20 protein-coding genes are annotated in these 20442 nt (G+C 75.3%); 8 read left to right on the top strand and 12 right to left on the bottom strand.

The genetic code is table 11. The annotated features are described in order from the left end of the window. The 3 genes from WCS02_RS07080 to WCS02_RS07070 form a co-directional block, all read left to right on the top strand. Positions 1 to 723 (top strand): hypothetical protein (locus tag WCS02_RS07080; protein ID WP_340291407.1); only part of this gene is annotated, 723 nt, incomplete at its 5' end. Between the two features lie 206 nt (positions 724 to 929). Continuing rightward, positions 930 to 2396: a hemolysin family protein gene (locus WCS02_RS07075; protein ID WP_340291405.1), complete on the top strand. Its 1467-nt coding sequence runs from the start codon at positions 930 to 932 to the stop codon at positions 2394 to 2396. Continuing rightward, positions 2393 to 3427, top strand: a complete 1035-nt coding sequence (locus WCS02_RS07070) for a hemolysin family protein (RefSeq protein WP_340291404.1) — start codon at positions 2393 to 2395, stop codon at positions 3425 to 3427. Before WCS02_RS07075 ends, WCS02_RS07070 begins: the two co-directional genes overlap by 4 nt. A gap of 5 nt (positions 3428 to 3432) precedes the next feature. Here the strand turns inward: WCS02_RS07070 and WCS02_RS07065 are convergent, their stop codons facing one another. From WCS02_RS07065 to WCS02_RS07055, 3 genes are all read right to left on the bottom strand, one after another. Beyond that, positions 3433 to 4356, bottom strand: coding sequence for a metal ABC transporter substrate-binding protein (locus WCS02_RS07065; protein ID WP_340291402.1), 924 nt, complete (start codon positions 4354 to 4356; stop codon positions 3433 to 3435). Next, entirely contained in the window at positions 4349 to 5752 is a 1404-nt protein-coding gene (aztD, locus tag WCS02_RS07060; protein ID WP_376983813.1) for a zinc metallochaperone AztD, read from the bottom strand. The genes WCS02_RS07065 and aztD overlap by 8 nt, the downstream gene beginning before the upstream one ends. A 241-nt stretch (positions 5753 to 5993) precedes the next feature. Continuing rightward, positions 5994 to 8471, bottom strand: a complete 2478-nt coding sequence (locus tag WCS02_RS07055) for a family 43 glycosylhydrolase (RefSeq protein ID WP_340291398.1) — start codon at positions 8469 to 8471, stop codon at positions 5994 to 5996. Positions 8472 to 8790: 319 nt separating this feature from the next. Here WCS02_RS07055 and WCS02_RS07050 point away from each other — a divergent pair, with 319 nt between their 5' ends. Further along, complete coding sequence (locus WCS02_RS07050; RefSeq protein ID WP_340291396.1) at positions 8791 to 9789, top strand: LacI family DNA-binding transcriptional regulator; 999 nt, start codon at positions 8791 to 8793, stop codon at positions 9787 to 9789. A 12-nt stretch (positions 9790 to 9801) separates the two neighbouring features. On the opposite strand, the gene WCS02_RS07045 is transcribed toward WCS02_RS07050, so the two are convergent. Further along, positions 9802 to 10323 carry a MarR family winged helix-turn-helix transcriptional regulator gene (locus tag WCS02_RS07045; RefSeq protein ID WP_340291394.1) on the bottom strand — a complete coding sequence of 174 codons (522 nt, stop codon included), beginning with the start codon at positions 10321 to 10323 and terminating at the stop codon, positions 9802 to 9804. Between the two features lie 88 nt (positions 10324 to 10411). Here WCS02_RS07045 and WCS02_RS07040 point away from each other — a divergent pair, with 88 nt between their 5' ends. Both WCS02_RS07040 and WCS02_RS07035 read left to right on the top strand, forming a co-directional pair. After that, on the top strand, positions 10412 to 11053 hold the full coding sequence (locus tag WCS02_RS07040; protein WP_340291392.1) for an FMN-dependent NADH-azoreductase: 642 nt from the start codon (positions 10412 to 10414) through the stop codon (positions 11051 to 11053). Between the two features lie 116 nt (positions 11054 to 11169). Further along, positions 11170 to 11349 carry a hypothetical protein gene (locus tag WCS02_RS07035; protein WP_340291390.1) on the top strand — a complete coding sequence of 60 codons (180 nt, stop codon included), beginning with the start codon at positions 11170 to 11172 and terminating at the stop codon, positions 11347 to 11349. A gap of 3 nt (positions 11350 to 11352) precedes the next feature. Here the strand turns inward: WCS02_RS07035 and WCS02_RS07030 are convergent, their stop codons facing one another. Continuing rightward, positions 11353 to 11868: a putative immunity protein gene (locus WCS02_RS07030; RefSeq protein ID WP_340291388.1), complete on the bottom strand. Its 516-nt coding sequence runs from the start codon at positions 11866 to 11868 to the stop codon at positions 11353 to 11355. 168 nt (positions 11869 to 12036) lie between these two features. Between WCS02_RS07030 and WCS02_RS07025 the strand changes: the two genes are divergently transcribed. Together WCS02_RS07025 and WCS02_RS07020 are read left to right on the top strand one after the other, a co-directional pair. Next, on the top strand, positions 12037 to 12663 hold the full coding sequence (locus WCS02_RS07025; RefSeq protein ID WP_340291386.1) for a DUF305 domain-containing protein: 627 nt from the start codon (positions 12037 to 12039) through the stop codon (positions 12661 to 12663). 37 nt (positions 12664 to 12700) lie between these two features. Continuing rightward, positions 12701 to 13180, top strand: a complete 480-nt coding sequence (locus WCS02_RS07020; RefSeq protein WP_340291384.1) for a DUF4396 domain-containing protein — start codon at positions 12701 to 12703, stop codon at positions 13178 to 13180. A gap of 70 nt (positions 13181 to 13250) precedes the next feature. On the opposite strand, the gene WCS02_RS07015 is transcribed toward WCS02_RS07020, so the two are convergent. From WCS02_RS07015 to WCS02_RS06985, 7 genes are all read right to left on the bottom strand, one after another. Next, entirely contained in the window at positions 13251 to 13676 is a 426-nt protein-coding gene (locus tag WCS02_RS07015) for an organic hydroperoxide resistance protein (protein ID WP_340291382.1), read from the bottom strand. Positions 13677 to 13761: 85 nt separating this feature from the next. After that, positions 13762 to 15192 (bottom strand): NtaA/DmoA family FMN-dependent monooxygenase, encoded by a 1431-nt coding sequence (locus WCS02_RS07010; protein WP_340291380.1) that lies wholly within the window; start codon positions 15190 to 15192, stop codon positions 13762 to 13764. After that, positions 15171 to 16346, bottom strand: a complete 1176-nt coding sequence (locus WCS02_RS07005) for an acyl-CoA dehydrogenase family protein (RefSeq protein ID WP_340291378.1) — start codon at positions 16344 to 16346, stop codon at positions 15171 to 15173. The genes WCS02_RS07010 and WCS02_RS07005 overlap by 22 nt, the downstream gene beginning before the upstream one ends. Further along, the gene (locus WCS02_RS07000; protein WP_340291377.1) at positions 16343 to 17557 is read right to left on the bottom strand and encodes an acyl-CoA dehydrogenase family protein; all 1215 of its coding nucleotides are present in this window, start codon (positions 17555 to 17557) and stop codon (positions 16343 to 16345) included. The genes WCS02_RS07005 and WCS02_RS07000 overlap by 4 nt, the downstream gene beginning before the upstream one ends. Further along, entirely contained in the window at positions 17554 to 18219 is a 666-nt protein-coding gene (locus tag WCS02_RS06995) for a methionine ABC transporter permease (protein ID WP_340291376.1), read from the bottom strand. The genes WCS02_RS07000 and WCS02_RS06995 overlap by 4 nt, the downstream gene beginning before the upstream one ends. Continuing rightward, a complete protein-coding gene (locus WCS02_RS06990) occupies positions 18212 to 19303 on the bottom strand; it encodes a methionine ABC transporter ATP-binding protein (RefSeq protein ID WP_340291375.1) in 1092 nt (363 codons plus the stop codon). Before WCS02_RS06990 ends, WCS02_RS06995 begins: the two co-directional genes overlap by 8 nt. Then, entirely contained in the window at positions 19300 to 20325 is a 1026-nt protein-coding gene (locus tag WCS02_RS06985; protein WP_340291409.1) for a MetQ/NlpA family ABC transporter substrate-binding protein, read from the bottom strand. The genes WCS02_RS06990 and WCS02_RS06985 overlap by 4 nt, the downstream gene beginning before the upstream one ends. Between the last annotated feature and the right edge of the window lie 117 nt (positions 20326 to 20442).

Raw genomic sequence — 20442 nt, 5'->3', positions numbered from 1 at the left:
CCTCTGGCGGCCGCGCGCCCGACGGCCGCGGCCTGGTGGGCGCCCGCGGTGCTGCCGGGGCGGTGGACGCCCGCCGCCCTGGCGCTGGTCGCCTCGCTCCTGGTGGCGCACCTCGTCGTCAGCGCGCTGCGCACGACGGTCGGCGACTTCCCCGGGCGCGACCCGGCCGTCCGGTTCCTCGCGCTCAACGAGGAGGCGGGGCTGCCCGCGTGGACGTCCAGCGCGCTGCTCCTGCTCACCGCCCAGGCGCTCTGGCTGCTCGCCGACGCGGACGCCACGACGCGCCGGCGCCGGTGGGTCCTGCAGGAGCGCGTCCTCGCCGGGCTGTTCGTCTACCTCAGCGTCGACGAGGCCACCGCGCTGCACGAGCAGACCATCGCGCCGCTGCGCTCGGCGCTCGACCTCGGCGGCGCCCTGTTCTTCGCCTGGGTCGTGCTCTACCTGCCCCTGGCCCTGGTCGTCGCCGTCCTCTGCCTGCGGTGGGTGCGGGGGCTGCCGCCGGTCGCCGGGCGGCTCGTCGTCCTGTCCGGCGTCCTGTTCGTGGGCGGGGCGGTGGGCGTGGAGATGCTCGGCGCCTGGATGTGGACGCAGGGCCTGGTCGACACCATGCGGTACGCCGCCGTGGTGACCCTCGAGGAGGGGATGGAGATGGCCGGCGCGCTGCTCGTGCTGTCCGTGGTCACCTGGCTGCGCCGGGGCGGCGCGACCGCCACGGCCGCCTGAGACCCGTCCTCGGCAGCCACGCCCACGTCCGGCGCGGCGCCTGGGGGCTGCTCGGCGCGGAACTGTCGTGACGCCCCGGCCGTTACCCCGGCTGCCGGGCCGCTGCACGCGGCCCCCCGACACGAGAGAGCCATGAGCCCCCACCACAGACCCGAGGCCACGCCCCCCACCGCCGGACGACCGGCCGACGAGCGGGGGCGTGGCCGGTGACAGCCCTGCTCACGCTCCTGCTCGGCATCCTCGTCGTCGTCCTCATCACCGCCGTGACCGGTTACTTCGTCGCGCAGGAGTTCGCCTACATGGCGGTCGACCGGTCGACCCTGGCCGCGCGCGCCGCCGCCGGCGACGCGGGCGCCCGCCGTGCGCTGACGGTCACCGGGCGGACCTCGTTCATGCTGTCCGGCGCCCAGCTGGGCATCACGGTGACCGGGCTGCTCGTCGGCTACGTCGCCGAGCCCCTCATCGGGGAGTCCCTGGGCACCCTGCTCGGCGGGGTCGGCGTCCCGGCCGGCGTGGGCATCGCCGTCGGCGCGGTCCTCGCGCTGCTGTTCGCGACGGTCGTCCAGATGCTCTTCGGCGAGCTGTTCCCCAAGAACCTCGCCATCGCCCGCCCGGAGCCGGTCGCGCTGTGGCTGGCCCGGTCGACCGTGCTGTACCTGCGCGTCTTCGGCTGGCTGGTCTGGGTGTTCGACCAGTCCTCGAACCTGCTGCTGCGGGCGCTCCGGATCGAGCCGGTCCACGACGTCGAGCACGCCGCCACCGCCCGGGACCTCGAGCACATCGTCGAGGAGTCCCGCGAGAGCGGGAACCTGCCCGTCGAGCTGTCGATGATGCTCGACCGGATCCTCGACTTCCCCAGCCGGGACGTGGAGCACGCCATGATCCCGCGCTCGCGGGTCGCGGTCCTGGCCGCCACCGACGACCTGGGCACCGTCCGGGCGCGCATGGCGACGGGGCACTCCCGCTACCCGGTCCTGTCCGTCCGGCCCGCCGACGGCGCGACCGCGGGCACCGGCCTGGGCGGCACCGAGGACATCGTCGGCGTCGTCCACCTCGTCGACCTGCTGACCACGACCGAGCCCGACAGCGCGCCCGTGAGCAGCGTCGTGCGGCCGGCGCTCGTGGTGTCGACCCTCACGCCGCTGCCGGACGTGCTGCGCGAGCTGTCCGAGAGCCGCAACCAGCTGGCCTGCGCCGTCGACGAGTACGGCGGCTTCGCGGGCGTCGTCACCCTGGAGGACCTGGCCGAGGAGCTCGTCGGCGAGATCACCGACGAGCACGACGACGGCACCGGCCCCTCGTACGTCCCGGTCGCCGGCGACGGCGTGTGGGAGATGTCCGGCGACGTCCACGTCGACGAGGTGGAGCGCGCCCTGGGCGCCGACCTGCCGCGCGGGGACTACGAGACGGTCGCGGGCCTCGTGCTCGCCACCTCCGGCGGGCTCGTCGACGTCGGCGCGACCCTGACCGTGGAGCTGCCGCCGGACCCGGCGGACCTGGCGCTGGCCGAGGCCCCGGAGGCGCGGACCGTGCACGTCACCGTGCTCGCGGTCGACCGGTACGTGCCCTCGCGGGTGCGCCTGGAGCTGCCCGGGGTGCCCTCCGGGTCCACGGCCGCCGCTGCCGGTCCCGCCGCCTCGGCCACCGCCACCGGCGGGGGGTCCGCGTCATGACCGACGACCCGTGGGTGGTCCTCCCGGCCACCGTCGTCATCGTCGCGCTCAGCGCGTTCTTCGTCGCGGTCGAGTTCGCGGCGCTCGCCGCCAAGCGGCACCGGCTGGAGGACGCCGCGTCGAGCAGCCGGTCCGCGCGGGCCGCGCTGCGCAGCTCCTCCGAGCTCACCCTGCTCCTCGCGGGCTCGCAGCTCGGCATCACCGCCGCGACCCTGGCCCTGGGCGCGATCAGCAAGCCGGCCGTCCACCACTGGCTCACCCCGGCGTTCGAGGGCTGGGGCGTGCCCGCCGTGGCAGCGGACGTCGCGGGGTTCGTCCTCGCGCTGCTCGTGGTGACGTTCGTCCACCTCGTCGTGGGCGAGATGGCGCCCAAGTCGTGGGCCATCGCGCACCCGGAGCGCTCGGCCACCCTGCTGGCGCTGCCGATGCGGGCGTTCATGCGGGTGTTCCGGCCCCTGCTGCGCGCGCTCAACGCGGCGGCGAACCGGCTCGTGCGCCGGGTCGGCGTCGAGCCGTCCGACGAGCTCGCGGTCGGCCACACCCCCGACGCCCTCCTGCACCTGGTCGAGCACTCGGCCGACGTCGGTGCGCTGGACGAGGGGTTCTCGCAGCAGATCTCCGGCGCCCTGGAGATGCAGCGGCTCACGGTGGGCGAGCTCGTGCGCGCGGGCCGCCCGGCCGCCGTGCCGGCCGGCGGCACCGTCGGCGACGTCCGCGACGCCACGCGCCGCACGGGGCACCTGCGGATCCTGCTGGCCGGGCCGCGCGGCGCCGGGGCGGAGCCCGAGATCACCGGCGTCGTCCACGTCCGCGACACCCTGGTGGCACCGGACGGGGCCCCGGCCGCGGACCACGCCCGCCCGGTGTTCCGCATGGCCGCCGGCACGACCGTGCACGAGGCGCTGGGTCAGATGCGCGAGACCCAGAACCACCTCGCCCTGGTCACCGACGGCAGCGGCGTGGTCGGGGTGCTCACCCTGGCCGACGTCCTGCGACGCCTCTTCCCCCGACCGGTGGAGCACGCGGGCTGAGCCGGTCAGGACCCGCAGACGAGCCCGTCGGCCAGCGCGTGCCCGTTGCGCCGCATGACGTCCTCGTAGTCCTCGCCGTCCGAGGGCTGCTGCTCGAGCGGGTCGAGCACCGCGGTGGCCAGGCCCAGGTCGTCGGCCAGCGCGGCGGTCACCCGGGGCCCGGTCGAGCGCTCGAAGAAGACCGTGCGCACGCCGCGGCCCTCGACCGTCTCGACGGCCCGCCGCAGCCGCGCGGGTGACGGCGGGACCTCCGGGTCGATGCCCGTCAGGGCCACCTGCTCGATGCCGTACCGGTCGGTGAGGTAGCCGAACGCCTCGTGCGAGGTGACGAGGACCGCGCCGTCGCACGGCGCGAGCGAGCCGGCCAGGTCGGCGTCCAGCCGCTCCAGCCGGTCCCGCAGGTCCACGGCGCGCGCGGCGAACGCCGGCGCCCGCCCCGGGTCGCTGCCGGCGAGCGCGGCCGCGACGGCGTCGCCGACGTCGGCGAGCAGGAGCGGGTCGAGCCAGAAGTGCGGGTCGGCCGACCCCTCCGACCCGGTCCGGTCGAGGTCGACGACGTCGGCCGCGTCGACCAGCGACGCCGGGGGGACGACGTCGAGCGCGTCGTCGGTGGCCGGCTGCAGCCCGCCGGAGACGTGGACGACCAGGTCCACCTCGCCCAGGTGCGCCACCTGCGACGGGGTGAGCTCGACGTCGTGGCCGCCCGAGCCCGGCGGGGTGAGGCTCTGCACCGTCACGTCGTCGCCGCCGACCTGCTCGACGACGTACTGCAGCGGGTAGAAGGACGCGACCACCTCCAGGGGGCCGTCGGGTCCCGGGGCCGCCCCCACCGTGGTGGGGCCGGCGCCGCAGCCGGCCAGCAGGGACGCGGCGAGGGCGCCCGCGACGGCCGCGGACGCCGTCGCGCCTGCTGCTGCTCGGTCAGGCATCGCCTGCCGACGGCCCGTCGGAGGGCTCGTCCTCGTGCCCTGCGTCCTCGTGGTCCTCGTGCGCCTCGTCCCCGGCCTCCTCGTCCGACAGCGCCTCGCTGCCGGCCTCGGCCTCGCCGGAGGCGGCCGTGATCTCGTCAGGGACGACGCCGAGGGTGACGCTGGCCCACACCTCGCCCGTCGCCAGGTCCACCGCGTGCAGCTCGCTCGTGGCCGGCTCGGTGACGTAGGCGGTGCCGTCGTGGACGAGCAGGGTCGGGCGGGGCTCCTGCCAGTCCTCGGGCTCCTCCCACGCGGCGACGACCGGCACCGAGCGGGTGAGCGTCGCGGTCTCGGGGTCGATGACGTGCAGGGCGCCGTCGGTGCCGAGCACCAGCGCCTCGCCCGCGTCACCGCGGCCGAGCGAGCGGAAGGAGTACGACGCGGGCAGGTCCACCAGGCGCAGCGAGGCCGACCGGGTGTCGATGACCGAGACCCGGGTGGGCCGCTCGAGCTCGGCGTCGGGGTCGGACGTGTAGTCGCCGAGCACGAACGGCGAGCCGTGCGTGCCGCGCTGGTTGCCGATCCGGCCGTACGCGTCGGGGGCGGCGACCTTGGTCAGCGCACCGCCGGCCCAGACGACGACACCGTCCTCGCAGCCCACGACCACGGCCTCGTCGGCCGCGGTGGCCTCGCCGTGCACCCCGGGGCAGTCGTCGGTGCGGGCGACCTCGGTGCCGGCGGCGTCGAGCACGCGGACGGTCGAGCGCGCGTCCTCGGTGCCCTCGGTGACGAGCACCGAGCCGTCGCTGAGCTCGACCGCGACACCGTGGTGCGCCTCGCCCGTGGAGATCTCGAGCCGGTCGGCGGCCGGGTCGGCGACGTCCGCGGAGTCCAGCGCGACGACCTGGCCGGTGCCGTCGTCGAACAGCACGGTCCGACCCCCGTGGGCGACCACGTGGCCGGGCTCCTCGGCCGGGTACATGACCTCGCTGAGCCGCGGCGCCGCAGTCCAGTAGTGGTCGTGGTCGCCGTGGGGGCGGGCCCAGGTGCCCGTGTCCAGGACGGCGAAGCCGCCGGTCGTGGTGACCATGACGTGGCGGCCGTCGCCGGCGGCGTTGACGCGGGTGAAGCCGTCGAGCTCGAAGTCCTCCACCGTCTCCAGCGTCATGGCGTCGAGGACGACGATGCCGTCGGCGTGGGTCACGGCCAGGCGCGGCGAGCTGGCGGCGGCCTCGGTCGCCTCGCCCTCGGGCTCGGGCCAGGGGCCGCCGTCGGGGCTCGCCGCGGCGGACGGGCTGTCGGCGGGGCCGGTCGGGGACGGGGCACCGGACGCGGCGCCGCCGGCCTCGGTGCTGTCGGCGGAGCCGCACGCCGCCAGGAGCAGCGAGGGGACGAGGACGGCGGCCGCGGCCACGGCCAGAGGACGTCGGGCGGGTAGCAAGGTCTGGGACATGGGGTGGGGTCCGGGGTGGCCGGACCTCTCCTCTCGGTCGGGAGCGGGACGGCCCGACCGTAGACAGTTGAGAAGAGTTCTCATAATGCGCCGCCACGCATGACCTCGTCCACCACGCGCGGACGCCCCCGTCCCCGGCGCAGGTGCGCACCGGGGACGAGGGCGTCGGTCGGTCACCGCCTGCCGGCGGCTGCCCGTGGGCTCAGCCGCAGGACCGTGCGCCGTAGTCGGCCTCGGCGTCGGCGGCCACGTCGGCGCCGTCGACCCTGGCGGAGAGCGCGGCACCCACCGTGCCGGCGTCGACGCTGCCGGCGCGGGTGGTGAAGGCGTGGCTGGCGCTGCGGCCCGGTGCGACCGAGACGCGCCGGGTGCCCCAGGCGGTGGTGAGCTCGACCATGACCGGGACCTGCTCCTGGCTGACGGCGGTCGCGGTGACGACGACCCGGCCCGCGACGCAGCGCGTGCCGGCCGTGAGCGTGACGTCCAGCGCGGCCTCCGCCTCGAAGGTCCAGGTGTCGACCTCGACGAGGTCGACGTCCTCGGGCCCGGTGAAGGTCAGGTAGACGTCGTGGACGCCGCTGACGCCCTCGAGCTGCGTCGACACCTGGGTCCAGGAGCCGACGGCGTCACCGAGCGGAAGGGTGGCGACGACCGGGCCGGCGCGGTCGTCCAGCCGCACCTCGACCGACGCGCCGGCCGCGAGCGGACGGACCTCCGCGGTCAGCGCGCCCGCACCGTCGCCGAAGTCGACGGACGACAGCGAGGTGAAGTCGCCCGCGTCCACGTCGGTGAGGACGAGGTTGGGGGCCGTGTCGCCGAACTGCGCGGAGCCGCCCTCGATCTTCCGGGTGGTGAGGCCCTGCTGCCAGGCGATGGTCTCGGCCTCGAGCACCTGGTACGGGTCGAGGTCCTTGACCTGCGCCGGGCCGGCGTAGTCGCCGACGACCTGCTGGATCGTCCCGTCCGCGTTGAAGGTCAGCTCCTGGATGTGCGGGCTGCGGTACCCCTGCGTGGTGGTCCCGTTGATCCGCTTGTTGAGCGTGGGCGCGTGGTACGTGAAGTAGTACCTCCCGCCGAGCTCGAACACCGACTGGTGGTTGTTGCCGCCGGTGCCCGCCCCGAAGAACTGGGACTGGTTGGGGAAGAGGACGCCCTGGTAGGCCTCCTTGGGCCACGAGGACGGGTCGTCGGAGATCATGTAGGGGATCTGCCCGCCGCCGGGGTAGCCGGGCAGCGGGGTCTGGTTGCCGCCGAAGTCGTTGCCGCCGAAGTGCGACGAGTACGTCATGTAGTACAGCCCGTCACGCTCGAAGACGTGCGGCGCCTCGAACGACACGGGGGTGTCGAGGACGAACGCGGAGCCCTCCGTGCTGATCATGTCCTCGGTCAGCCGGATGCCCCGCATGTTCTTGGGGTTGTTGAAGCGCTCGGCCGCCGGGAGCGAGGCCGAGGCGGGCCCGCCGCCGAAGAACAGGTACTCCTCGCCGTCGGCGGGGTCGACGAGCGGTGCCGGGTCGAACTTCCACGCGACGTCCTGCGCGCCCGGGGTGCTGCCGTTGATGAGGGTGGTGTCGCGGGGGTCCTCCCAGGGGCCGAGCGGGGAGTCGCCGACGATGACGTTGCTCGACCCTCCGCCGTTCGCGTAGTACAGGTAGGTCTTGGTCTCGCCGTCGACCTCCTTCTGCACCGCACCGGGGGCCCACGAGTTGTTCGTGTACGGCGCGACGCCGTCCGGCCCGGCCACCTGGATCTCGCCGTGGTCGGTCCAGTTGACGAGGTCCTCCGAGGAGACCAGCGTCAGCTGGTTGATGCGGCCGTAGTCGATCTGCGGCGAGATGCCCGTGGTGGCGTCCGGCGCGTAGGGCTGGGTGTCGTTGGTCATGTACATATACACGCGGTCGCCGTCGACCATGCCGAAGCCGTCGGCGCCGAACTTGTGGGAGATGAGCGGGTTGTGCTCGCCGGGGAGCTTGCCGAGGACCTCGATCGTCCTGGATCCGGGCCGCGGCGGGGGCGGCGGCTCGGCACCCTCGACGGCGACGTCGTCCACCTGGAAGTCCATGAGGTGCGTGGCCGGGTCTGCCGCGGGGTCGGCCGTCCACGGGGTCTCGACGAACAACCGGGCGGTGGTCACGCTCTGGCCGGCGGGGACGGTGAAGGTCCCGGTGATCTGCGCCCACTGGCCCTTGGTCGCGGTCACGCTCGCCAGGTTCGTGTAGGTGGCTCCGCCGTAGTGCATGGTGACGAAGAACTGCTTGGTCGCCGGGCTGGCCGCGGCGGTGTACTTCACGCGGGCCCGCACGCTGTAGGTCTGGCCCGCCTGGATCTTGCCGGACAGGTCCTGCATCGGCCCCGAGCCGGTGCTCGTCCGGCTCTGCACCAGCACGGCGCCGGAACCGGCGAACGCGTCCGTCGTGGGCACCAGGGTGCCGCCGTCGCCGGCGTTGCCGTTGTTGACGAACCAGCCGGTGAGCCCCTGCTCGAAGCCGCCGTTGGTGATGAGGTCGGTGGCCGCGGCAGCGGTGGTCCCGCTCTCCCCGGTCGCCGTGGCGGCGGTGGTCGGGGTCGCGGTGACCAGGCCGCCGACCATCGCGCCCGCGGCGACGGTCGCCGCCGCGAGCAGGCGCCGGCGACGGCGCCTGTCCCGGTCGTGTCGGGTCTCTGTCCTCGTGCTGCTCATGGGTCCAGCTCCTCGCGGTGTCGGGGTCGTGCGGTGTGAGCGCTAACAACTCGCCGGACGGGGCAGACCCCGGGTCTGGTCGGTCCCGGGGCGGGTGGGTCGGTGGGTCGCGGCTGGTCGTCGGCGCGGGCTGCACCCGTGACGGGTGCGGTGACGGGCGACAGGTGGTCCGCGTCGGCGCGGGCCGTGCTGAGCCGTCTTTATCGATACAACCATGCGTCTGCGTGACCGTCAAGCAACTGCCCGCGACCACCAGGTCGGCCCGCTACCCTGGCCCGTCCGGAGAGGCAAGGGGTCGCGAGTGGTGACGATGCGGCAGGTGGCCTCCGTGGCGGGCGTGTCCACCATGACGGTGTCCAACACGCTGACGGGCCGGCGCCCGGTCAGCGACGACGCCCGGCGCCGGGTCCTGCAGGCGGTCGACGAGCTCGGGTACCAGGTCAACGTCGCGGCCCGGAACCTCCGCCAGGGCCGGACGGGCATCGTCGGGCTCGCGGTGCCCGTCATCGACAGCCAGTACTTCGGCCTCCTCGCCAGCCTGTTCGTGCGCCGCTTCGCCCGCGAGGGGCTCACCCTCGTCGTCGAGGAGACCGGCGGCGGCCGCGAGGGCGAGATCGCCGCGCTGCGGGGCTCGCGCCTCAACGCCTACGACGGGCTCGTGCTGTCCGCGGTCGGCCTGCGCGACGGCGAGGTCGACGCGGTGCGGGGCGACCTGCCGGTGGTCGTGCTCGGCGAGCGGCCGTTCCGGGAGCGGGTCGACCACGTGAGCATGGCCAACCTCGAGGGCTCTGCCGCGGCGGCACGCCTGCTGCTCGACCGCGGCGCCCGCCGCCTCGCCCTGGTCGGCGGGCCCCCGCTCGACGACCTCGAGACCCCGGGCCCGACCGCCGTGCGCACCTTCGTCCTGCGCGCGCGCGGCTTCCTCGGTGCCGTCCGCGAGGTCGAGGGCGCCACCGCGGTGTCGGTCGACCGCGGGTCGGCCATGGCGGACGGGGCGGCCGCGGTCGCCGACCTGCTGGAGCGCGGCGGCGAGGTCGACGGCCTGGTCTGCGTCACCGACACCCTCGCCTTCGGCGCCGTGCGCGCCCTGGTCGACCGCGGCATCCGGGTCCCGGACGACGTCCTCGTCGTGGGGTTCGACGACGTGCAGGAGGCGCGCTTCAGCGTCCCGTCGCTGTCCACCGTGGCGCCGGGCCACGACCGCATCGTCGGGGAGGCCACCCGGCTGCTGCTGCGGCGGATGGCCGACCGCTCGGCCGAGCCGGAGCTCGTGGTCGCCCCGTTCCGCGTCGTGGAGCGCGAGTCCACGGGGGGATGAGAGGCCCGCCGCTCAGCAGGCCGCGTCGCCGTCGCAGCCGGCCGGGGCTCCGGCCCGGGCTGCCTCGGCGACCAGGCGCGAGGCCTCGCCGAGCGCCCACAGCTGCTCGGGGGTGAGCACGTCGACCACGAGGCGGCGGGCCTCGCGGACGTGCCCCGGCGCGATCTCCTGCAGCTTCTCCCAGCCGCTCGCGGTGAGCCGCGCCTCGGTCCGGCGGGCGCCGGCCTCGCTGCAGCTGCGCCGCTCCACCAGCCCGGCCCGCTCCAGCCGGGTGACCGCGTGGGACAGCCGCGACAGCGACCCCTGGGTCATGCCGGCGAGCGTGGTGAGCACGAGCGCCCGGTCCGGGGCCTCGGACAGGGCCGCGAGCACCTGGTACTCGAAGCCGTTGACCCCGGCGTCACGCCGCAGCTGGGCGTCCAGCGCTGCCGGCAGCGTCATGACCAGGGCCATCAGGTCGCGCCAGCTGGCCTGCTGCTCCGCGGACAGCCAGGCCGGGTCGCCCGCCGCAGGTGTCCCGTCGTCGCTGCCCACGGGACGAGGATAGCGGCGGCTTGAAGGTTCAACACGCATCCGGCTACACTCGCGTTGAACGTTCAAGCCACTACCCAGAGGACATCCCATGACCGTGCTCCGTGTCGACGCCAGCATCCAGGGCGACCGTTCCGCCAGCAGCGCCCTCGCCGACCGGGTGCTCGAGGGTCTCGTCGCCCGGCACCCCGACGTCCCCGTCGTCCGCCGCCACCTCGGCCAGCACCCGCTGCCCGCCGACGCCTGGGCCGCCGCCGTCGGGGGCAGCTACATCCCCGAGGACGACCGCACCGACGCCCAGCGCGACGCCGTCGCCCTGGCCCAGCAGGTCGCCCAGGAGATCCAGCAGGCCACGAGCGTCGTGCTCGCCGCCCCGCTCTACAACTACGGCGTCTCCCAGCACGCCAAGGCCTGGATCGACCTCGCCGTGGCCGGCGCCCCCCAGGGCACCCGGCTGCTCGAGGGCACCCCGACCGTCCTGGTGACGACCCGCGGCGGCGCCTACGGCGCCGGGACCCCCCGCGAGGGCTGGGACCACAGCACCGACTACCTCCGCCGCATCCTCGTCGACGTCTGGGGCGCCGACCTCACCGTCGTCGAGCGCGACTTCACCCTGGTCGGCGTCAACCCGGCGCTCGACCAGTTCACCGACGTCGCCGCCGGGATGCGCACCACGGCCGAGCAGGACGCCTCCCGCGCGGGCTCCGAGCTGGCCGCGCGCTACGCCGCCTGAGCACCCGGCCGACGGCCCGCGCGGAGCACCGCGCGGGCCGTCGGTGCCAGGCAGCACCCAGGAAGAGTTCACCTGACCGTCACCCGCGGGGGGTCGTCGTGGGGCACAGTCGCTGCATGGACATCGATGTCTGCCTCGAGTGCCGCGGACCGACCTCTCTGCTGAGAGCGAGCCTCCGGGCCGCCGCGAGCCGCACCGAGCGCACCTGGCGCGAGTGCCCCGGGTGCGGGTGGGAGTCGCTGTACCAGGACGTCGTCCACCCCCTCGACGAGCACCCGTGGGCCGCCGCGGGCTGAGCGTCAGCAGCCGAAGACGCCCCAGCAGAGGTGGTCGCGGCGCCGCTGGTCGTCGAGGACCAGCTCGCGCACCGCGGCCGGCAGCTGCCCGCGCTGCCACCGGCACTCCTCCTCGCCGTCGGCCGCGCCCCGCCCGGCCGGCGCCGCGGCCCGCACCGCCTTGATCGCGTAGGCCGCCGCCCCCAGGTCGTGGGCGGCGACATGGGCCACCACGGCCGCCTGGCCAGCGGCGTAGGCCGCGAACCTCGGGGCGCCGACGAGGTCCCGGGCCGTCCCCATCGCGTGCCCGCCCGCCGCCCTGGTCCGCATCATCGGCAGCTCCCGCCGCGCCCAGGCGCGCACGGCCGCGAGGGCCTCGCGGGGGCGGGGGTCGTCGGGCCGGACGGCCTCGACGAGGTGGAGCACGTGCTCGGCGCACGCCGCCGCCCACAGCGCGAGCAGCCGGTGGTCCTCGTCGGTGAGGGTCCCGCCCCGGCGGACGGTGACGAGCCGCGGGTCGGGGACGGCGGGGAGGATCACGGCGGGCGAGGGCTCCTGGTGGGCGCGGGCCCCTGGGGGTCGGGGCTCCTGGTGGGCGCAGCGCGAGCAGGACAGCGGACTGGTGCCCCACCGTCCCGCGCCGACCCTCTGGACCGCTATACCCCCAGGGGGTATGCTTCCGGACATCACCGACTCCCGGAGGCCGTCATGACCACAGCACCGCGACGTGCGGGCGCCCTGTTCGCCGCCCTCGGCACCACCTTCGTCCTGGCCGCCTGCGGGGCGGACGCCGGCGGGGCCGGCGGGTCCGCCGCCCCGTCCGGCGCGCCGCCGACCGCGGTCGCCGAGGTGTCGTCCGAGCACGCCGAGGCGGACGTCGCCTTCGCGCAGGGGATGCTCCCCCACCACCGCCAGGCGGTCGAGATGTCCGCGCTGGCCGGAGGGCGCGCGGAGGACCCCGAGGTCGTGGCCCTCGCGGACGAGATCTCCGCCGCGCAGAAGCCGGAGATCGTCACCCTCACCGCCATGCTCGAGGCCTGGGGCGCCGAGGAGCCCGCGGCGGGCGGGGGCGGGCACGAGGGGATGGCCGGCATGGAGGGCGGCGCCGCGGGGATGATGACCGAGGACGACATGTCGGCCCTCGAGGCCGCCGAGGGCGCGGAGTTCGACCGGCTCTTCCTCGAGCTCATGGTCGCCCACCACGAGGGCGCCGTGGAGATGGCGCAGACCGAGCTCGACGAGGGCGAGAACCCTGAGGCCCTCGGGCTGGCCGAGCAGGTCGTGGACACCCAGCAGGCCGAGATCGAGCGGATGCGGTCGCTGCTCGGCCGCTGAGCCGACCGCGACCGGCACAGGACCGAGGAGGAGAGCGATGGACCACGACACCGACCACGGCACGGCCCGCGACCCCAGGGCACTGACCCGGCTCGCGGTGTCGGCGACCCTGCACTGCCTCACCGGCTGCGCTGTCGGCGAGGTGCTGGGGATGGTGGTCGGCACGGCCCTGGGCTGGTCCGACCTGCAGACCGTCGTCCTCGCCGTCGCGCTGGCGTTCGTGTTCGGCTACGCGCTCACCGTCCGGCCGGTGCTGCGCAGCGGGCTGCCGCTGCGGGCGGCGGTCCGGGTCGCGCTGGCCGCGGACACCGTCTCGATCACCGTCATGGAGCTCGTGGACAACGGCGTCATGCTCGCTGTCCCGGGCGCGATGGACGCCGGCCTGACGAGCCCGCTGTTCTGGGGCGCGCTGGCCGTCGCCCTCGCGGTCGCGTTCGTCGTCACGGTCCCGGTGAACCGGTGGCTCATCAGCCGCGGCAGGGGCCACGCCGTCGTCCACCGGTACCACCAGGCCTAGCGCGCGGCCGGGACGGCGGCCCGGGGCGGCGGCCCGGGGCGGCGGCCTGCCGCCCCGGGCCCCGCGCCCGTCAGTCCTGGACGAGCGTGACCTCGACGTCGATGCCGCCGCGGGTGGCCTTGGAGTACGGGCAGGCAGCGTGGGCGGCGTCGACGAGCTCCTGGGCCTGCTCGCGCGGGACGCCGGGGACGGCGACGTCGAGCCGGACGGCGAGCCGGAAGCCCTGCTCGCCGTCGCGCTGGAGGCTCACCGCGGCGGTCACCGAGCTGCCCGTGACGGACACCTTGGCGGCACGCGCCGAGCCCTGGAGCGCGGAGTGGAAGCAGGCGGCGTAGCCGGCGGCGAAAAGGGACTCGGGGTTGGCGCCGCCGCCGGCACCACCGAGCTCGGTGGGCATGCGCAGGTCGAGGTCGAGGACGCCGTCCTCGGTGCGGACGCGGCCGTCGCGGCCGCCCCCGGTGGACACGGCTGCGGCGGTGTAGAGGGTGTCGGTCATGCGGGCGGCAGCGCCGCCGCACCGCCCGCTGTTCCCCGGCGACCGACCGCTGGTCCAGCTGCGAGGCCCGCTGCGGAGCCGACCCTCAGGCCGGCAGGCGCAGCGGGGGCAGCGGCACGTCGAGGTTGGCCCCTCCCCGGTAGCGGCGGGCGACGTGGCTGTCCGGCAGCCGGGGCCCCCGCCCGAAGAGCCGTTCCCGCAGGGTGGTCCCGGGGCCGCCGTCCTCCTGCAGCCGGCCGCGCCGGCGCAGCTCCGGCACCACCAGCTCGGCGAAGTCCCGGGCGGTGTCGAAGGAGTGGTACTGCCGCAGGTTGATGCCGTCGACGCCGTCCTCGTCGAGCCACCGCTCGATCTCGTCGGCCACCACCGTCGGGGTGCCCGCGACGAAGAACCGCCCCTCGCGCCCGCGCCGCAGGCCGTCGAGGGTCTCCCCGACCGTGCGCGAGGGCGACAGGAACGGGACGTCGGAGGCGGGCACGCCGGCCTGCTCCAGCGCCTCGGCGACGCTCGCGCCGGGCGGGTGGGCGGTGAGGTCCACCGGCAGCGAGGCGTGGGCGAGGATGCCGTCCAGGCTCGTGCGCTCCCGGTAGGTGCGCCACCGGTCGGCGGCCTCCTCCTCGGTCCGCCCCACGACGACGCCGGCCTGGACGACGAACCGCATGTCGTCCGCCGCGCGCCCGTGCCGCACCGCCGCCGCCCGCATGGTGGCGACGTTGCGGCGGAAGTCCTCGGCCGTCCGCCCGCCGGTGAACACCAGCTCCGCGTGCCGGCCGGCGAACTCCGTCCCGGCGGGCGAGCCGGTCGCCTGGTAGAGCACCGGCGTGCGCTGCGGCGACGGCTGCACCAGGTGCGGCCCGGCGACGCGGTAGGTCTCCCCGACGTGGTCGACGTAGCGGACCTTCGTGGGGTCGGTCCACACGCCCCGGTCGGGGTCGGCGACGACCGCGTCGTCGTCCCAGGAGCCCTCCCACAGCTTGTAGACGACGTCCATGAACTCGTCGGCGATCTCGTAGCGGCGGTCGTGCGGGATCTCGCCGTCCAGGCCGAAGTTGCGCGCGGCGTTCGGCAGGTACGAGGTGACGATGTTCCAGCCGACGCGCCCCGCGGTGAGGTGGTCCAGCGTCGACATCCGCCGGGCGAAGGTGAACGGCGGCTCGTAGCTGGTGGAGAACGTCACGCCGAAGCCCAGCCGCCGGGTGACCGCCGCCATGAGCGGGATGACGAGCAGCGGGTCGCCGGAGGGGATCTGCAGCCCCTCGCGCAGCGCCGTCTCCGGGCCGCCGCGGAACACGTCGTAGGTGCCGACCACGTCGGCGAGGAACACCCCGTCGAAGCCGCCGTCGTCGAGCAGCTGCGCGAGCTCGGTCCAGTAGCCGGCCTCGTGGAGGCGGTGGCGGTTGTTGCCCGGCAGCGTCCACAGACCGTGGCTGATGTGGCTGACGGTGCTCATCTCGAACAGGTTGACGATGAGGGTCTTCTTCTCGGCCATGCCGGTCACGCCTCTCCGCTGGTCCACCAGGACACGACCGGCGCGTCCGTGAGCAGCCGGTCGCCGAGGGCCCGCGCCTTGTACCGGGCGGGGTTGTGCGAGGCCAGGGTGCGGGCGTTGCGCCAGTGCCGGTCCAGCGCGAGCCCGGCGTCCACCGCGCTGGCGCCGCCCACCTCGAACAGGTCGGTGGCCGCCCGGAGCACCGCGGGCAGGACGACGAGCTGCGCCCGGGCCGTCGCGACGTCGGCGTCGGCGACCCGCCCGGCGGCGTCGGGGTCGCCGGCCAGAAGGGCCCGGCTGGAGCGGGCGAGCACCCGGACGGCCGCGGCGAGCGCGGCGTCCGCGGCAAAGGAGCGCGCGGACAGCTCCCCCACGACCTCCTGGACGATCGGGTCCGCCTGCGCGGTCGGCCCGCTGGCGTGGGAGTACGTGCGGGTCCGGCCGCGGACGTAGCGGACGGCGTCGTCCACGACGGCCCGCCCGATGCCGGCGAGCGCGGCGAGCAGGACGAGCTGGACGAACGCGCCGCCGTGGCCCGGGCGGCCGGGGTCCTGCTCGACGACGTCGTCCTCGTCGACCCTGACCCCGTCGAGGACCGTCGTGCCGCTGCCGGTGGTGCGCTGGCCGAAGCCGCGCCAGTCGTCGACCCGCCGCACCCCCTGCGCGCCGGTGGGGACCAGGACGCTGACCGGTCCCCCGTCGCCCTGCGCGGCCACGGAGACCAGGTCCGCGAACAGGGTGCCCGTGCTGTAGAACTTCGTGCCGTCCAGCCGCAGGCCGTCGGCGTCCCTGCTCAGCCGCGTCCCGAACGTGCCGACCGTCGCCGGGCCGCGCTCGAAGGTGGCGTTGCCGTGGACGGCCCCGTCGGCGACGAGCCGCAGCCGCGCGTCCCGCCGCGCCGACGGCGGCGCGTGCAGCGTCCGGTCGACGAAGGAGAAGTGCGACCGGAACAGCTGGGCGAGGTTGGGGTCGCGGCGGGCGACCTCGGCGAGCAGCTCGAACAGGTCCTCGTGGTCGGCGCCCGCCCCGCCGTACGCGGTCGGCAGGGTGACCGTCGTGAACCCCGCCTCCCGCAGCAGCCCGACCTCGGCGTAGGGCAGCCGCCGCTCGCGCTCCCGCTCGACCGCGCCCTCGCCGACCTCGTCGAGGACGTCGGCGAACCGGTCGACGAGCGCGCTCACAGCCGCCCCGGGCCCGGCGCGGCGACAGCGAGCGACGACGCCTGCTGGTCCTCGGCGGCGGGCGCGCCCGCCGCCGAGGGCTCGGGCAGGATCCCGAGCAGCTCGTACCGGCCGACGGCGCGGGTGCGCTGCGCGACCGGGTTGTGCGAGGCCACCGTCCGGGCGTTGCGCCAGTGCCGGTCCAGGCCGAGCCCCCGGGACAGCGCGGACGCCCCGCCCACCTCGAACAGCGACGACGTGGCCTCGAGCACGAGCTGCGGCACCGTGCGCTGGGCCCGGTACACCTCCAGCTGCAGCGGTTGCAGGTCCTCCCCCGCCCGCCGGGCGGCGTCCAGGTCACGGGCCAGGCTCAGCACGACCCGGCGCGCGGTGGACGCCGCGGCGCTCAGCTCGCCGACGACGTGCTGCACGAGCGGGTCCTCCCTGGGCGAGGACTCCCCCGCCACGGCGAAGGTCCGCCGCCGCGGCCGGACGAAGTCGACCGTGTCCTCCAGCGCCCGCTGGGCGATGCCGGCGACCACGGCGAGCAGCGCGAGCTGGAACACCGAGCCGAGGTACTGCCAGCGCACGGTCTCCACGCCGGGCGCGGAGACGTCGCGCGGGTCGACGGGGACCGCGTCGAAGGTGGTGGTGCCGCTGCCGGTGAGCAGCTGGCCGAAGCCGTCCCAGTCGTCCACGGGGCGCACCCCGGGGTGGTCGGCCGCGACCGTGACCAGGACCCGCTCGTCGCCGTAGAGCGCGGCGAGGTGCACCCAGTCCGCGTAGATGCTGCCGGTCGTGTAGTACTTCGTCCCGCTCAGCAGCAGGCGGCCGTCGACCCGGTGCAGCCGGGTGGTCAGCGTGGTCGTCTCCTGCCGCTCCGACTGCGCGTTGCCGACCATGGCGCCCGCCGCGAGGCGCTGCGCCCAGCGGGCGTCCACGCCGCCGCTGCTGCCCGCGTCGAGCAGGAGCCCCTCGACGAAGGCGACGTGGCCGCGCCACAGGTGCCCGAGGCTCGCGTCGGCGGCGGACAGCCGGACCAGGCGCGAGACCAGCTCCTCCAGCCCGATGCCCTCCCCGCCGGCCTCGACCGGCAGCCTGGCCGCGCCGAAGCGCAGGTCCGTGAGGGCGCGGACCTCGTCGAACAGCAGGGTGCGGTCGGCCTCCCGGCGGACCGCCCCCTCCCGCACCGAGGCGAGCAGGCCGTCGAACGCCGTGCTGCTGCCGCTCACGCGTGCATCACCCGGCGGGCCACGGAGTTGCCCAGCAGCTGCGCACCCTGCACGAGCACCACGAGCAGCACGACGATGACGCCGACGACGAACCAGTCGAAGCGCTGGTAGCCGTAGCGGATCGCCAGGTCGCCCAGGCCGCCCCCGCCCAGCACGCCCGCCACCGCGGTCGCGTCGATGAGCGCGACGAAGATGTACGTGAGGCCGAGCACCAGCGGCCCCAGCGCCTCGGGCACCACGACGGTGAACAGCACCTGCCAGGGCGTGGCGCCCATGGCGGTCCCCGCCTCGATCGCGCCCGGGTCGACCGCCACCAGGTTGGACTCGGCGATCCGGGCGATGGCGACGCTGGCGACGAGCACCAGCGGCACGGTCGCGGCGACCGGGCCGATGCTGGAGCCGACGAGCAGGCGCGTGAGCGGGATGACCGACACCGCGACGATGAGGAACGGCACCGGGCGGACGACGTTGATGACGCCGTTGAGGATCCCGAACGTCGCCCGGTTGGCCAGCAGGTTGCCGGGCCGGGAGGCGTAGAGCAGGAGCCCGAGCAGCACCCCGACCACGGAGGCGAGCACGAAGGAGATGCTCACCATGACCGCGGTCTCGAAGAGCGCGTCGCGGATCCGCGGCAGCAGGGCGTCGAGGTCGATCTCACGCATAGGACACCTCCTCCACCGGCGCCAGGCCGGTCTGCGTGCGGGCGCCGCCCTGCGCGGGGGCCGGCGGCACGGCCGTCACCGGGGTGGTCCGGGCGAGGTCGGACACCGCGGCGTCGACCGCGGCGTCGGACCCGCGCAGCTCCACGGTGAGGCTGCCGAAGAGCCGGGACTGCAGCTCGCTGACGCCGCCGTAGACGACCGTGACGTCGACGCCGTGCTCGCGGGCCACGCGCGACAGGAAGGCGTCGTCGGCGTGCCGGTCGGTGACGTGGAGCTGGACGATCCGGCCGCGGTGGGTGGCGCGGATCCGGTCGAGCGTCTCCGGCGAAGGGACGTGGTGCAGCACCGAGGACACGAAGCGCTGGGTGGTGCGCGCCTGAGGCCGCGAGAACACGTCGTAGACCGTGCCCGCCTCCACCACCCGGCCCTGCTCCATCACCGCGACCCGGTCCGCGACGCGGCGCACGACCTCCATCTCGTGGGTGACCAGGAGGATCGTCACGCCGTACTCCTCGTTGACCCGGCGGAGCAGCTCGACGACCTCGCCGGTCGTCTCGGGGTCCAGCGCGCTCGTGGCCTCGTCGGACAGCAGGACGTCCGGGCGGGTCGCGAGCGCCCGGGCGATCCCGACGCGCTGCTTCTCCCCGCCGGACAGCGTGCGGGGGTGCTGCAGCGCCTTGTCGGTGAGCCCGACGAAGGCGAGCAGCTCCTCGACGCGGTCGAGGACCTCCGCGCGCGGCACGCCGGCCAGCGCCAGCGGGTAGGCGACGTTCTTGTAGACGTTGCGGGACTGCAGCAGGTTGAACTGCTGGAACACCATGCCGATGCGGCGGCGGGCCCGGTAGATGTCCGTGCCGGTGGCGGTGGACACCTCGGTGCCGTCCACGACGACGCGGCCGCTGGTCGGGCGCTCGAGGGCGTTGACGGTCCGCAGCAGGGTCGACTTGCCCGCCCCGGAGTAGCCGACGATCCCGAAGATGCTGCCCTTCTCCACGTCGAGGTCGACGTCGGTGAGGGCCTGGAAGCGTGCGCCGTCGGGGTCGAAGACCTTGCTGACGCCCTGGAAGGAGATGGCGGTGGTCACGGGGTGGCCGCCGCGAGGGCCTCGAGGTCGGCCAGCTTCGTCCGCAGCGTCTCCACGTCGACGTCGACCAGGACCGTCTGGCCGAAGTACTCCTCCTCCAGCGCCTCCTGGGCGCGGGGGTCGCGGTACGCCTCCTCGAGGATCTGCCACGCCTCGTCGTCGGCGTTGTCGGCGCGGGACGCGACGACGTTGACGTAGGGCAGGTTCTTCTCGGCCAGGGAGTCGTCGAGGAACAGGGCGTCGTCGGTGCCGATGCCCTGCGACGGGTCGAAGTACGACGTGCCGACGACGACCGCGGACAGGCTCGGGTCGTCGAACTGCTGCGGGATGGTCGTGGCGCCGATGGCGACGAGCTCGAGGTTCTTCGGGTTGGACGTGATGTCGTCGACGGTCGGGAGCTCGGCGGCGTCGTCGGAGACCTCGATGAGGCCGGCCGCCTCGAGGATGTACAGCGCGCGCCCGCCGTTGGAGGGGTCGTCCGGGATGGCCACGCGGCCGCCGTCGGGGATGGCCTGCACGTCGTCGAGCGTCGCGGAGAAGATCCCCCACTGCGTGATGACGGTGGAGAAGACGGGCGTGAGGTCCTCGTCGTTGGCGGTGTTGAACTGGCTCAGGTAGAGGATGTGCTGGAAGGCGTTGCCGTCGACCGTGCCGGCGGCGAGCTCGGTGTTGGGCAGCACCCAGTCGGCGACGTTGACCCACTCGACCTCGAGGCCCTCGTCCGAGGCGATCTCGGCGACGGCGTCCTGGAAGCCGGTGTCCTCGCTGGTGGCGATCCGCAGGCTCAGCGGCGCGCCCTGCTCGCCCGCCGCCGCGGCGGGGGCGGACCCGCCGCCGTCGCGCAGCAGGAGGACGCCGACGACGGCCAGGAGGCCGAGGACGGCCGCGACGACGGCCGCGACCACGGCGGTCCTGCGGCGGCGGCCGTCCTTGGCGACGGCGGCGCGCAGGTCGCTGACGGGGGCGGGCTCGACGGTGGTGGTGCCGGCGCCGGGGGCGCCGGAGGGGGTGTGCTCGGACACGTGGAGGACCTCTCGGTGGGCAGGCTGCGCCCGGTGGGCAGCCCGCGGGGTGGCGTGGCTCGCCGGCCGACGGTCGCGGGACCGGTCGGCGGGCGGCGTGCGGGCGCCCGGGTGGGC

This window comes from Aquipuribacter hungaricus (genome assembly GCF_037860755.1).
GTDB classification, from domain to species: domain Bacteria; phylum Actinomycetota; class Actinomycetes; order Actinomycetales; family JBBAYJ01; genus Aquipuribacter; species Aquipuribacter hungaricus.
Note: the sequence above shows the minus strand (reverse complement) of the source record. Positions and strands in the feature narration are given on the sequence as shown.

What these genes read in the sequence shown, in the direction of transcription:
- WCS02_RS07070 (WP_340291404.1), top strand. Translation starts at nt 2,393, where the DNA reads ATGACCGACGACCCGTGGGTGGTCCTCCCGGCCACCGTCGTCATCGTC.
- WCS02_RS07065 (WP_340291402.1), bottom strand. Translation starts at nt 4,356, where the DNA reads ATGCCTGACCGAGCAGCAGCAGGCGCGACGGCGTCCGCGGCCGTCGCG.
- WCS02_RS07055 (WP_340291398.1), bottom strand. Translation starts at nt 8,471, where the DNA reads ATGAGCAGCACGAGGACAGAGACCCGACACGACCGGGACAGGCGCCGT.
- WCS02_RS07040 (WP_340291392.1), top strand. Translation starts at nt 10,412, where the DNA reads ATGACCGTGCTCCGTGTCGACGCCAGCATCCAGGGCGACCGTTCCGCC.
- WCS02_RS07035 (WP_340291390.1), top strand. Translation starts at nt 11,170, where the DNA reads ATGGACATCGATGTCTGCCTCGAGTGCCGCGGACCGACCTCTCTGCTG.
- WCS02_RS07025 (WP_340291386.1), top strand. Translation starts at nt 12,037, where the DNA reads ATGACCACAGCACCGCGACGTGCGGGCGCCCTGTTCGCCGCCCTCGGC.
- WCS02_RS07020 (WP_340291384.1), top strand. Translation starts at nt 12,701, where the DNA reads ATGGACCACGACACCGACCACGGCACGGCCCGCGACCCCAGGGCACTG.
- WCS02_RS07015 (WP_340291382.1), bottom strand. Translation starts at nt 13,676, where the DNA reads ATGACCGACACCCTCTACACCGCCGCAGCCGTGTCCACCGGGGGCGGC.
- WCS02_RS06995 (WP_340291376.1), bottom strand. Translation starts at nt 18,219, where the DNA reads ATGCGTGAGATCGACCTCGACGCCCTGCTGCCGCGGATCCGCGACGCG.